At 35.9% G+C, this 12,011-nt stretch carries 14 protein-coding genes; 10 read left to right on the top strand and 4 right to left on the bottom strand.

Features of this window, described 5'->3' with window-relative positions; genetic code table 11:
• Positions 1-947 precede the first annotated feature (947 nt).
• Positions 948-1,841 carry a cation diffusion facilitator family transporter gene (locus ABH966_RS05050; protein ID WP_370076351.1) on the top strand — a complete coding sequence of 298 codons (894 nt, stop codon included), beginning with the start codon at positions 948-950 and terminating at the stop codon, positions 1,839-1,841.
• A gap of 153 nt (positions 1,842-1,994) precedes the next feature.
• On the opposite strand, the gene ABH966_RS05055 is transcribed toward ABH966_RS05050, so the two are convergent.
• The gene (locus ABH966_RS05055) at positions 1,995-3,416 is read right to left on the bottom strand and encodes a VanZ family protein (protein ID WP_370076661.1); all 1,422 of its coding nucleotides are present in this window, start codon (positions 3,414-3,416) and stop codon (positions 1,995-1,997) included.
• A gap of 427 nt (positions 3,417-3,843) precedes the next feature.
• Here ABH966_RS05055 and ABH966_RS05060 point away from each other — a divergent pair, with 427 nt between their 5' ends.
• The 5 genes from ABH966_RS05060 (at position 3,844) to ABH966_RS05080 (ending at position 6,804) form a co-directional block, all read left to right on the top strand.
• The gene (locus ABH966_RS05060; protein ID WP_370076663.1) at positions 3,844-4,623 is read left to right on the top strand and encodes an aldehyde dehydrogenase family protein; all 780 of its coding nucleotides are present in this window, start codon (positions 3,844-3,846) and stop codon (positions 4,621-4,623) included.
• 93 nt (positions 4,624-4,716) lie between these two features.
• Positions 4,717-4,941: an SRPBCC family protein gene (locus tag ABH966_RS05065; protein ID WP_370076353.1), complete on the top strand. Its 225-nt coding sequence runs from the start codon at positions 4,717-4,719 to the stop codon at positions 4,939-4,941.
• Positions 4,942-5,136: 195 nt separating this feature from the next.
• Positions 5,137-5,460 (top strand): sensor histidine kinase, encoded by a 324-nt coding sequence (locus ABH966_RS05070; protein WP_370076665.1) that lies wholly within the window; start codon positions 5,137-5,139, stop codon positions 5,458-5,460.
• A 436-nt stretch (positions 5,461-5,896) separates the two neighbouring features.
• Positions 5,897-6,184: an autorepressor SdpR family transcription factor gene (locus ABH966_RS05075; RefSeq protein ID WP_370076355.1), complete on the top strand. Its 288-nt coding sequence runs from the start codon at positions 5,897-5,899 to the stop codon at positions 6,182-6,184.
• On the top strand, positions 6,181-6,804 hold the full coding sequence (locus ABH966_RS05080) for an SdpI family protein (RefSeq protein WP_370076357.1): 624 nt from the start codon (positions 6,181-6,183) through the stop codon (positions 6,802-6,804). The genes ABH966_RS05075 and ABH966_RS05080 overlap by 4 nt, the downstream gene beginning before the upstream one ends.
• 254 nt (positions 6,805-7,058) lie before the next feature.
• Here the strand turns inward: ABH966_RS05080 and ABH966_RS05085 are convergent, their stop codons facing one another.
• A complete protein-coding gene (locus ABH966_RS05085; RefSeq protein ID WP_370076359.1) occupies positions 7,059-7,970 on the bottom strand; it encodes a DNA glycosylase in 912 nt (303 codons plus the stop codon).
• Between the two features lie 169 nt (positions 7,971-8,139).
• On the opposite strand from ABH966_RS05085, the gene ABH966_RS05090 reads away from it, so the two are divergent.
• The 4 genes from ABH966_RS05090 (at position 8,140) to ABH966_RS05105 (ending at position 11,100) form a co-directional block, all read left to right on the top strand.
• A complete protein-coding gene (locus tag ABH966_RS05090) occupies positions 8,140-8,853 on the top strand; it encodes a 2OG-Fe(II) oxygenase (protein WP_370076361.1) in 714 nt (237 codons plus the stop codon).
• A 241-nt stretch (positions 8,854-9,094) separates the two neighbouring features.
• On the top strand, positions 9,095-9,733 hold the full coding sequence (locus ABH966_RS05095) for a bifunctional transcriptional activator/DNA repair enzyme AdaA (RefSeq protein ID WP_370076363.1): 639 nt from the start codon (positions 9,095-9,097) through the stop codon (positions 9,731-9,733).
• Positions 9,717-10,250 carry a methylated-DNA--[protein]-cysteine S-methyltransferase gene (gene adaB, locus ABH966_RS05100; RefSeq protein WP_370076365.1) on the top strand — a complete coding sequence of 178 codons (534 nt, stop codon included), beginning with the start codon at positions 9,717-9,719 and terminating at the stop codon, positions 10,248-10,250. Before ABH966_RS05095 ends, adaB begins: the two co-directional genes overlap by 17 nt.
• A gap of 31 nt (positions 10,251-10,281) precedes the next feature.
• Positions 10,282-11,100, top strand: coding sequence for an SPL family radical SAM protein (locus tag ABH966_RS05105; RefSeq protein WP_370076367.1), 819 nt, complete (start codon positions 10,282-10,284; stop codon positions 11,098-11,100).
• Between the two features lie 421 nt (positions 11,101-11,521).
• Here the strand turns inward: ABH966_RS05105 and ABH966_RS05110 are convergent, their stop codons facing one another.
• Positions 11,522-11,860: a tyrosine-type recombinase/integrase gene (locus tag ABH966_RS05110; RefSeq protein ID WP_370076369.1), complete on the bottom strand. Its 339-nt coding sequence runs from the start codon at positions 11,858-11,860 to the stop codon at positions 11,522-11,524.
• A complete protein-coding gene (locus tag ABH966_RS05115; RefSeq protein ID WP_370076371.1) occupies positions 11,791-11,982 on the bottom strand; it encodes a tyrosine-type recombinase/integrase in 192 nt (63 codons plus the stop codon). Before ABH966_RS05115 ends, ABH966_RS05110 begins: the two co-directional genes overlap by 70 nt.
• Positions 11,983-12,011 lie beyond the last annotated feature (29 nt).

Here is a 12,011-nt window from a genome sequence, read left to right on the forward strand (position 1 = left end):
TATTCATCTCCTCCTATGCAAGAATCATTGCAACTATGAAAGATACTCAAAAATCTTCAAGTAAAGTACCCAGTTAGTCTAGTAATTTCTATCCGAAATTCCTATCCAAAAACAGAAGAAAATAACTGCCTGCACAAAGATAAAGTGCAACTTGAGTTATGACATAGATCGAAGATTCAAGCAAAGTTAATTTTCTTTCTCTCCTAATTTTCTTAAAGTGTCTATAGTAATAGACTGAACATAGGAGTAATATTATTCCTGATACTTGGGTTATATTTTCCAATACACTAACCAAAAAATCATCTCCTCGCAATAAATCTCCTGAGAATAGTTGTATCCTTCTTATCTGCTCTGCTGTTAATTGGAGAAGAAAAAGATTGGATCTACTTTGTAAACCCCCAATAGTTTAGCAACTCGCTTTACGCATCCTAATTTTTTAATTGTTTGGTGTTTATAAAAAATGCTGTTCCTATTATAAATATGCCTAAACAAACGAACATACAATCCCTGAATAATCATCATCAAATATTGTTGTGATAACCAAAATAATAAACATAATTAGTACAAGGGTTACATATAAGCCTTAATGTATTTCATAAGTTATACCTTCGCCTTAATAGCAGTTCTTATTAAAACACAAAAACGCCCGCACTTATTCAACTAAACTGCCTGGAAATTTTGCAATTACACTTTAATAAAGAATCCATTTGAAGGATATTCCGCAAGAGAAAAGAAAAGTAAATACGAGTTGTTAATTTGGTCTAAGGCAACTTATTTTTATGCTCTAAATTTATTTAGTATTGGTAAAAAAGGTTGTTGTAGACCCACTCGATATTCGTCTGATATCATAGTTGAGTATTAATTGAATGAAGTAGGTTAAGGGTATTTGAGGAGAATTTCTTCCCTCAGTTTTTTAGTTTTAAAACTCTTAATCGGAGGAGAAATAAATGGTTAGTGAAAGAGAACAAATTAGCAAAAAAGTTGCATGGATTGCACTTGTATCCAACCTAATTCTAATGATAGGTAAAATCTTCTTTGGCCTTTTTGGAAGTAGTGAGGCTGTATTTGCAGACGGCATCCACTCTGGGGCAGATGTAGTAGCTTCGATTGCTGTGCTAGCGGTTGTAGGTATCTCTAATAAACCACCTGATAAGGATCATCCCTTTGGGCATGGTAAGGCAGAGGTGATTAGTGAAGCGATCGTTGGAATTATTTTAATATTAGTTTCACTATATATATTCGTAGAAGCAATTTTAGCATTTTTTGATAAACCCGGTGTACCACAGTACAGTGCATTGATTGTAGCTATAATTTCTTACATAGCAAAAGAAATATTATATAGATACTCCATAAAACAGGGGAAAAAGTGGAATAGTAAGGCTATAATAGCGATTGCTTATGATCATAAAGGTGATATTATTGCTTCCCTTGCAGCATTTATAGGAGTCCTTTTAGCGATTATAGGAAATGCAATTGGATGGACATATTTGTTATACGCGGACGCAATCGCAAGTGCTTTAGTAGCTTATTTTATTTTTAGAATCGCAATGGAATTAGTTAAACCTTCTGTTGATATTTTAATGGAAAAAAGCGTGGATCAGTATCTTTTAGACAGTTATGAAGCGACTATTCATGAATTTTATCAAGTAAAACGAATAGACAAAATCCGTGCAAGAGAACACGGTCACTATAAGATTCTAGACGTTCGTCTTTCACTTAATCATGATTTAACAATTAAACAAGGCCATGATATAGCTCGTGATATAAAAAATGAAATATTAAATAAATACCCCGATGTAGGGGAAGTCCTTATTCATGTAAATCCTTACTATATAGAATAGAACTTAATCAAAAGAAACTTACAAAAAACCTCACTTTCTTCAATGAAGTGAGGCTTTTTTGTGAATAAAGATAAATTCTAAATTATTTAAAGTTGTATTGACTAGGATAAAAGGTAGAAAAGGGCTTGTGTGTATTGATTTATGATACCGTTACTACCGTCTTGCCTGAATTAAGGTAAACCAATCATTTCCATTATACTTTCCGGAAACTCTATATATTGGCTGATAGAAGTCTTTCGTATCGTACATATATGAAAGCTCGATTAATTCTATTTCAAGTTGATCTCCTTGTTTTATAACAAGATCTTCCTCATTCACCAGTGCATTATATTTTATTTGGGGAAATTCCCCATTTTTTATTCGCTCATACACTTCCGCAGGAGACAGTATGTTCACTTCTCGTTTAAATTGATTCTTATGTAAATTATATGCTAATGAAGAAACACTGCCATCTTGTTTAAGATCAAGCATTATATCTCCTGTCCAATAATCAGTATTTAAATAAGTACTATCCTGAAGATTCCATTCAAATTCTCCAGTATCCAATACCGTCATTTCAGCATCTTGAGGTAGTATGGCAAATTCGTCCATCATTGCCTTTGCCTTATCAACCATTGACTCTTTCCCTGAAAAAGAAGTTTGCCCTGGCGTATTATTATTCTCTTTTAATGACCAGTCTCCCTCTGAACCTATAAACAACGTGTATTGGGACCCTGCTTTGTTTTCCAATAGAATCTCACGATCACCTCTATAGACATGTTCATTCAACTTTGATAATCCTAATTTCTGTTGCAATAGGGCTTCAACTCCATCATTTTTAATGGTTTTCCTATATACTGGGGCAACTGTAGGTAATGAGCTTAATTCCAGTGAAGTTGATACATGCACATCTGACATATTCGATTTTGTATAGGCGTTTATCGCTAGATGACCAAACTCCTGTTGGGCGTAGACAATATTCATCCCAACAAAAATCAAACCCATCAATAGAGGTATGGCAAGGTTTCCGATTAGACTTTTTATTTTCACTTTTTTGTGATGCGCAACGGAAGCCCCTAGTCTGTATAACTGGTATCCAATAATACCACCAAGTGAGTTGTTCATTAAATCATCAAGCTCAAAAATCCCAGCTCCTGAAAGTGTCTGATACGTTTCTATAGATAATGTAGCACTTATAACTACAAGAAGAAGCCACTTAAATTTTTTGAATTTAGAGTTCAATAAAGGTAAAAAAACACCTAGCGGAACAAACATTAAGATATTAAAAATACAATTTTGAAGATCACGTAAAGAGTATTTTTTCCACGCATCAATATAACCACTAAACGGCTGAAGGTTCATCTGCAGGTAATGGGAAGTGCCACGATCAAAAATAGTTAACTCAAACACAAAAATAATATACCCGATAAAGATTGCACCAAGAACAAGCTTCTTTATATGAATCTGTTTTTTTCGATTTGACGGCTGTTTTCTATAATAAAAGAAATAATATAGTGCGATAAGTATAAACTCTATTCCAATAATCATTAATACCGGCAACATAAAATACCGAACATTACTAAAAATTTCTGTCATTCCCAAGATGAGACTCTCCTAACTTATTTATTTTGATATTTTGCGTTCTACAAGAAAAAAGAGACCATTTTATATTTCATTACTATTAATTCCTTTGGCTTAATTTTAGGTAATATTGTCGACCTTTGTTATTGTAAATGGAAATTATTAATAATTAGGTAGGTTATTTATGAAGAATTTCTTAAGAACTTGCTATGCTTTCTTGCGCTTTTAATCATCAATATAGGAAAGACCAGGGAGCTCATAAATTTAATGAATCAATAGAGACTATTAAATCAGTATCAGAAGGAACAGCTACAGACGTTGAACAACTGACAGTGACAGCAACAACGGAACAATATAACAGCTCTTCTGTACAAAATCATTCTATTTTCGTAAAAAAGAGCGTTATCGTTCACATGAAAATAAAATTACGAACATCACGGAAATTGGTGATTACCTTGTTGAACATCCAATTCCGCAGGTTGTATCCTTTACTGGATCATCTCCAGTAGGTCGCCATATAGGATCTATTGCTGGGAAAAACCTAAAAAAAGTATCGCTTGAATTAGGGGGAAATAGTCCATGTATTATTTTAGAAGATGCGGATATTAAACAAGCAGTGGATGCTGCTGTATTTGGAAAGTTTATTCACCAAGGACAAGTTTGTATGAGTATTAATCGTTTATTTGTGAAAAGAGTATCAGAGCTCCCTTATGGTGATCCAAAGAATCCGTCTACAATTATTGGACCTATTATTAACGAAAAACAAATTGAGAGAATTCTAAAACTTGTAGATACTGCGAAAAAAGAGGGGGCGAATTTTGCGCTAGAAGGAAAACGAGTAGGGAATGTTCTTACTCCTTTTATCCTGACAGATGTTACGAATAAGATGACCATCGCTCAAAATGAAATTTTCGGACCTGTTGCTTTGATTATTCCATTCGATACAGAGCAGGAGGCTATAGATGCGGCGAATGATACAGAGTATGGATTAGGTGGAGCTGTTTTTACTTCTGATATAGAACGAGAAGAAAAAATTGCAAGAGAAATCGAGTGTGGTACGGCACATGTTAATGATCAGCCGGTGAACGTTGAACCAACTCTTCCTTTTGGTGGAGAGAAATTTTCTGGCATTGGACGATTTGGTGGCGAGTGGACACTTGAAGAGTTTACAACGATGAAATGGGTTTCTATTCAAAAAGAAAGAAGAAAATATCCGTTTTAAACTAGTGTAAGGGAAGAAGCAAGATGCTTGTTCCCTTACTTCTTTTTTATACACTTTGTATCACTTTGTATCAGAACTATCAGGATTATCCTGATGGTCCTCGACGTTGTACAATTCGAACGGTTCGTCTTTATCTGGGGTTATCCTGATGCTCCCATCGAGAACTCTCCTGTCGTGACTCTAACCCTCACAGCACACGGCGACCGCACCGAGATGAGTTTCCACCTACACAGATTGGCCGGTCATTCTGGTGATCAGTACGTGTACGACAGATGGTCCGATACGCTCGATAATCTGGCGTCTCTCTTGAGTGACTAGAGGTAGTAATCGGGGACGATTGATAAATTAGTTTACTCGCTTCTTCAATGAAAAAATGGGAACCGCGATTTGCGATTCCCTAAAATTTTTATTTATTTGCACTATTAATAACACTAAGAGAATTGTTAAGAGCAGACTGAAATATTATTACATTATAGAGAAGATCCAATTGTTATACTTGCGGATGAATTAAAAATTAAACAGCTTCTTATTATTTTGCTGGATAATGCAATGAAATATAGTAAGGATCAAATTGATGTATTTATAGAAAAGGATCCACAACATGTCATTATACGTGTAAAAGATTATGGAATTGGAATACCTAAGGAAGAACTTCATAATATTTTTGAACGATTTTACAGAGTGGATAAAGCAAGAACTAGAAAAACAGAAGGCTCTGGTTTAGGACTAAGCATTGCAAATAGGATTATGAAATTGTATAAAGGTGAAATTAAAATTACAAGTAAAGAGGGAATAGGGACGACAGTAGAATTGTATTTACCATTTAGTAAAATTTAATAAATATTTTTATTGACGTCTAGAAATCACAAATCGTCTATCAAAGTAATTTATTGGACAATCAACCTCACTTTCTTCAATGAAGTGAGGTTTTTTTGTAAAAAAAGATAAATTCATTCTATACTCCTAAAGTTTGCATCAAAAAGAACCTTTACACTGTGGACATTTGGGGAAGTGGTAGAAAAAGAATAACCACTCTAAATTCACGGAGGGAGCGACTATCACTGCAAGCAGTATCAGCTGCAAAGTGCTATAAATAATCTGTTTGCGGAAGGTATGAAGTATATCCTGTACAAATTCATATTCGAACGGTTGAACAATTTATTGGTCATATCTGGTTGTTTGCATATTGACAAAAAAAGTTAAGGCGTGGTTTAATTTAATTATTAAATAATTATTTAAATGTTTAAATTGTATAAGAAAGGGAGGTGATAATATGACGTTAAATCTTACATTCAAAGCACTCTCCGACCCAACCCGACGCAAAATTCTTGATCTACTCATGGATAAGGATTTAACGGCTGGGGAAATTGCCGATCATTTTCAGATGACAAAGCCTGCAATCTCTCATCATCTTAGCTTGCTCAAGCAAGGTGGATTGGTATGGGACGAAAGGCAAGGGCAGCATGTTGTTTACTCCATCAATACGTCTGTATTACAGGAAGTAATGAAGTGGTTTATGCAATTCAATAAAAGCAAGGGAAAGGGAGAGGAAAATTTATGAAAAAGTATTTGTTTTCGTTGTTAATTTTCATTATAGCTGTGATAGCAAGTATATGGAGCTACCCACAGCTTCCTGAAAATATTATTTCCGCTTCAAAGTATCAAAGTGATTCTAACGCTACTCCCAGAGAGTTTATTGTAAGCATGATTCCCGTAATGATGATTCTTGTGTTTGTCTGCATGGCATTGATACAGAGGCTTGGATTGAATAAAAAAAGCCCGCGCTCTGTTGAACCGGTTAATGCGATTCTGAACGGTGTTATTCTTATCCTTCTGCCAGTTCACGGTCTGGTATTGGCCTATGGCATGGGTAATCCTTTTAACGTGGATATTATTGCTCCTCTAGTTACAGGTGCTGTGTTCATTGTGATTGGTAATTTTATTCCGAGAATGAGAGGGAATATAGGCTCCAGCCTGGCTACTTCCGTATACGATACCAATACTGGGATCGAAATTCGTAAGTCTCACCTTTTCATGGGTCGGGTATATGTAGCAGGCGGCTTCATCATGCTGGTTAGCACACTCGTGCCTGGCGGCGCCTCTTTACCGGTCTTTATTACTCTGTTGCTGCTTACTGTAATGATCTCTCTCATTGGGTATTACAAGTTGCTACGGGGATAAAGAAACCTGCTCTGTGATTATGTAAAAAGATCATGCCTTGAGTTATTTTAAAGTGTACCCTGCAGAGTAGACACAAAAAAAAGTCTACCTGCAGGGTATATTTTTGTATGAATTAGAAACACAACTAGAGGAATACAATTGGGAATGGAAAGCTATGAGGAGAAAGATTAATGCCTCATTAGGTCGGTCAACAAGATTGGTTTTAAAGTTCATTCTCTTTTTATTGAGTACATTCCGCTTTAAGTTGTAACTATTCAGTAAAGGACACGCCATAAATAAAAGGTAGCGTATGATTCCCAGTTTTTCCATGGCAACGATATTTCTAAGATTTCTTCTTTTGTAGGCTTTCGGTTCAAATTACGTAATATTTTTATCGAATTAATAAGACCCACATCATCGATAGGAAAAGCTGTCTGGAACCTGAGGCAGCGCATTAGAACATAATTGGCTGTCCAAGGACCGATTCCTCGTATTTTAATCAAGTTTTTTTCAGCATCTTTAAAGTTCATTGTCATTAATTTTTCCTTTGATAATTCTCCACTTGCCATTAATTTGGCGATTCCAATGATATATTCACTTTTCTTTACAGTCATTTTAATATGTGCTAGGTCGGGAGGTGTTAACTGTGCAATTCGTTCGTACGATGGGAACACCCAATACTTTTTGCCATTCCATTCGATAGAATCGCCAAATCCTTCTACAAATTGCTTCTTTAAGGAGTACGCGAAGGCTAAGTTAATTTGTTGCCCTAAAACTCCCCAACATAAAGCTTCAAATAAATCAGGAATGCCGACAACTCGCAATCCATAAAATTTTCGGGCAGGCATTTTAAGTAAGGGGTCTGCTTTGGCCATTTCATAAAACGGCGTTAAATCGTTATCAAGATCAAACCACTCATGAATATATTTTACAATCGCTTCCCGTTGCCACTTTTCAATAGGTCTAGAATCATTTAGGAATTGAACAACCATTTGTTTATTATTGATTACGCTTACCTGTACTAAAGAACGAATTTCCCCAATTGCTATAACTTTTGTAATGATATCGTTCTCTATTTCATACATGCATTCATTTTTTTCCCTTGTTAGATAGCCAAGGTTTGCATTCATGTCGAAAGTATCAGGTAATGTAATGACAATATCATCATTGATTTCATGCCATGTCATTTTTTCGTTCTCCTAACCTTATTATGATTTTCTAATGTAATTTTACTTTATCACATAATAATCTCTACTAATTTTGTTATCTTGCTATTACATTCTAAACACCTTATTTTTTTCTATTTATGAGGTTATAGTGTTAGTTATCAAGAATGCTAAATAGGAGTGGATAAAGATGGTCCAAGATATAAAAACACGTGTCGAAAACTTAAATTGGGATTCCATTCAAAATGAATTAGATGAGCAAGGATTTGCAAAGCTTCCAGCGATTTTAACAAAAGAGGAATGTGAATTCTTCATAGAATCGTATTGTGAGGAAGAGTCATACAGAACGACCATCAATATGACGAGATATCGCTTTGGGAATGGAGAGTACAAATATTTTTCCTATCCATTACCTGAAATCATCCAACGTTTAAGAGAGTCCTTCTATTTAGAATTGGCCAAAACAGCCAATCGATGGTTAGGTTATTTAAAGAAAACCGAACAGTTTCCAGATCATCTTCAAGATTTTCTGAACACCTGTGAAGAATATGAACAAACTAGACCGACACCTTTAATATTAAAGTATGAAACAGGCGGGTTTAATTGTTTGCATCAAGATTTATATGGCGATATATTTTTCCCGTTTCAAGTAGTATTTGTATTAAATCAACGGGATAAAGATTTTTGTGGTGGAGAATCTCTATTAGTGGAACAAATTCCTCGTGCTCAGAGTAGGGGACATGTCATTACTTTGGAACAAGGCAGTGCGCTGGTCTTTCCTACGAACCATAGACCTGTTCTAGGGAAAAAAGGATATTATAAAAATACGGTTCGTCACGGAGTAAGCACGATTACTTCTGGAGAACGATACGGTCTTGGAATCATTTTTCACGATTCTAAATAAAGTGAAACTTTGATCAGTGGGGGGTCTCTTCATCCCCCACTGATCATTAGTTAAACCAATCGGGCTTTTACGGGCTGTTCATCTCCCACCTAAACTTCTCCGATTTCTCTATGTTTTGAGGTGGGAGTCTTACAGCCCGTTAATGCGGGATAAAAATTAAACTTCAATATCTTGCTATTTCATACCCAGAATTGTACATTCTGAATTCATAGGAAGTATATTGTAAGGAGAGGTGAGATAAATGCCGGATAGTATCAATAACGGACATATAGAGAGACATGATTATCGAATTTCAAATGATGTAGAAATGATAACAGATGAAAAGTGGCAAGCAATACTAAATAATGATGCAGCGTACAATAATCAATTTTTCTACGCTGTAAAGTCGACAGGGATATTTTGTAAACCATCCTGTAAATCCCGCGTTCCGAAAAAAGAAAATGTATGTATTTTTTCAAACGCAGAACAAGCCCTCCGCGCAAATTTTCGCCCTTGTAAACGTTGCAAGCCCACTAATGAAAATCTGCCTGATAGCGAGTGGGTTAATTTAATTACTGAATACATTGATAAAAATTTCACAGAAAAATTAACGCTAGAATCGTTAGCAACTATTTGTCACGGGAGTCCGTATCATATGCATCGAACATTTAAAAAGATTAAAGGTATTACGCCGGTTGAATATATACAACAAGTTAGAGTACACGCGGCTAAAAAGTATTTGATTCAGACAAATAAAGCGATTGGAGATATCGCCATATGTGTAGGTATAGCTAACGCGCCATATTTTATTACTTTATTTAAAAAGAAAACTGGACAGACACCAGCACAATTTCGTCAAATGAGTAAAATGGAGGAAAAGTACAATGGAAACAAAGAATAAACCAACCCTTTATTGGTCTTTACTAAAGTTTAAGGATTGGAATTTTTATATTGCTTCAACTTCAAAGGGGCTTGTGTTTGTAGGTTCACAGAACAAACCATTCGAGGAATTGTTCGAATGGGCTAAGAAACGCTTTCCAGGAAGTCCTCTTGTTGAAGATGATAAAAAGCTTGAACCCTATGTCGTTGAAATCACTCAGTATCTAGAAGGAGAACGGAAAGCTTTTACTGTTCCATTTGAGTACGTAGGTTCGCAATTTCAGCTAGCAGTCTGGAATGCACTTTGTGAAATTCCTTATGGACAGATGAAATCCTATTCCGACATTGCAAATGATATAAATAAACCAGCAGCTGTTCGTGCTGTAGGAGCGGCTATTGGGGCTAATCCGGTATTAATTACTATACCGTGCCATCGTGTAATAGGAAAGAATGGCTCATTAACTGGCTATCGGGGAGGTTTAGAAATGAAGACACGGCTACTGGATCTAGAAAAGCGAGCTTCATCTAGCAATGGGTAATTATTGACGCACAATGAATGGAGGTTCCGTCATGAACAGTGAAATATTCTATAAAAATCCGAAAACCATTTTGAATAAAGGGACTGGCTTTCTTTCCGGATATACTCATTCACTAAATCCTTATACAGGCTGTTCATTTGGGTGTTCCTATTGTTATGTACGTGAAATGCCTGTATCTCTTTTTCGAGAAGGAGAATGGGGAAATTGGGTCGATGTTAAAAACGGAGCTGCAAATTTATTAAAAAAGGAGCTCCATCGCGCCAAAACCAAAGGGAATGTAACTATTTTTATGTCATCAAGTACTGACCCGTATCAACCAATAGAGCATAAGGAAAAAGTGACGCGATCTTTACTAGAAGTTATGGTAGAAAATCCCCCTGACTTCCTATTTGTACAGACGAGAAGCCCACTCGTAAGTCGAGATATCGATTTGCTGCAACATTTTAAAGATAAAGTTCGGGTAAGTATGACAGTAGAGACCGATAGAGAAGATATTCGCAAGCATTTTACGCCCTATGCTCCGCCTATTCCAGCAAGGCTTAAAACACTCCAACTGCTTGCTGAATTCGGTATTCCTACACAGGTTGCCATCGCACCCGTTTTACCAAGTAGCGAGAGATTTGCAGAAATATTGCGTCCCTTAGTTAACCGAGTATGTATCGACGATTATTTTATGGGGGACGGCAGTGGTGGTAAACGCACACACAAGATGGGCTTACAAGCGTTATATAGAAATCTGGAAATGGAAGAATGGTATCATCCATCCGTCTATCAAATGGTTTATAAACGAATGCGGCAGTATTTTTCGGAAGATGAACTTTTTATTAGCCAGAAGGGTTTCGAACCCTAGCGTTATAAATAGTAATTTTGGTATGAGGGGGAATTGAAGTGATATATATAATTAGAGACAATCGATGACAAAAATCCAGACACAAGGTAATTAACGAACTATCGCGTGTGAAACTAATATAATCGAAAGACGGGCTACACCCTGCATAGGCTTTCTCGTTCGGAAAATCTGTAATAATATAGCCATTATTTAAGTAAAGATGCCGTGGGGGATCCTCATGAAACGATTAAAGTATTAATGACGCACTTTTTAAGAACCTCAACTAGGAACCTTCAACAAGCTTAAATTATCCTTAGCTACCACAGTTAACAACTATTCATTATCAACCTAAATTATCCCACGCATTTTAACGGTTACGATAATTTTCATAAGAGCTAACTACCCGTAATTGGGTAATTAGCTCTTATTTAAAGGGAATAAATCAATATAATCGAAAAGAATCAATTGCTTTCTTTTTCTGTTCGTACTCAACATGTGAATAGACTTGCGTTGATGTAATACTTTCATGGCCGAGTAATTCTTGTAGTATTCGTAAATCAACGTATTCTTTATTTTGGTGTAATATCAATGTTGCACAAGTATGCCTTAAGTGATGTAGCGTGAAGCGGGTAGGTGGAAGGTCTACCTTTTTCGACGCATCTTTAAAGATAACATGTAAACCCCGCGGATCTAATGCTTGACGATATTTATTTAGGAAAACAGGTTCTGATATGCTCTTAAAGAAGCTTTGTAGAATACCAGAAGCGGGATGAAGGGGCAATATACATTCTTTTTCCCTTTTCCATCAATTCGAATCGTTTCATTAACCCAATCAACTTGTTCCCAGGTTAATGAAACTAGTTCAGATCGCCTCAGACCTGTTGCTGCTAACAATTTAAACATTAAGAAAAACGTGATTAGTTGCGTTCTAA

This window comes from Lysinibacillus sp. RC46 (assembly GCF_041262385.1).
GTDB lineage: Bacteria > Bacillota > Bacilli > Bacillales_A > Planococcaceae > Lysinibacillus.

What these genes read in the sequence shown, in the direction of transcription:
- ABH966_RS05050 (WP_370076351.1), top strand. Translation starts at nt 948, where the DNA reads ATGGTTAGTGAAAGAGAACAAATTAGCAAAAAAGTTGCATGGATTGCA.
- ABH966_RS05055 (WP_370076661.1), bottom strand. Translation starts at nt 3,416, where the DNA reads ATGACAGAAATTTTTAGTAATGTTCGGTATTTTATGTTGCCGGTATTA.
- ABH966_RS05065 (WP_370076353.1), top strand. Translation starts at nt 4,717, where the DNA reads ATGGTCCTCGACGTTGTACAATTCGAACGGTTCGTCTTTATCTGGGGT.
- ABH966_RS05075 (WP_370076355.1), top strand. Translation starts at nt 5,897, where the DNA reads ATGACGTTAAATCTTACATTCAAAGCACTCTCCGACCCAACCCGACGC.
- ABH966_RS05080 (WP_370076357.1), top strand. Translation starts at nt 6,181, where the DNA reads ATGAAAAAGTATTTGTTTTCGTTGTTAATTTTCATTATAGCTGTGATA.
- ABH966_RS05085 (WP_370076359.1), bottom strand. Translation starts at nt 7,970, where the DNA reads ATGACATGGCATGAAATCAATGATGATATTGTCATTACATTACCTGAT.
- ABH966_RS05090 (WP_370076361.1), top strand. Translation starts at nt 8,140, where the DNA reads ATGGTCCAAGATATAAAAACACGTGTCGAAAACTTAAATTGGGATTCC.
- ABH966_RS05095 (WP_370076363.1), top strand. Translation starts at nt 9,095, where the DNA reads ATGCCGGATAGTATCAATAACGGACATATAGAGAGACATGATTATCGA.
- adaB (WP_370076365.1), top strand. Translation starts at nt 9,717, where the DNA reads ATGGAAACAAAGAATAAACCAACCCTTTATTGGTCTTTACTAAAGTTT.
- ABH966_RS05105 (WP_370076367.1), top strand. Translation starts at nt 10,282, where the DNA reads ATGAACAGTGAAATATTCTATAAAAATCCGAAAACCATTTTGAATAAA.
- ABH966_RS05115 (WP_370076371.1), bottom strand. Translation starts at nt 11,982, where the DNA reads ATGTTTAAATTGTTAGCAGCAACAGGTCTGAGGCGATCTGAACTAGTT.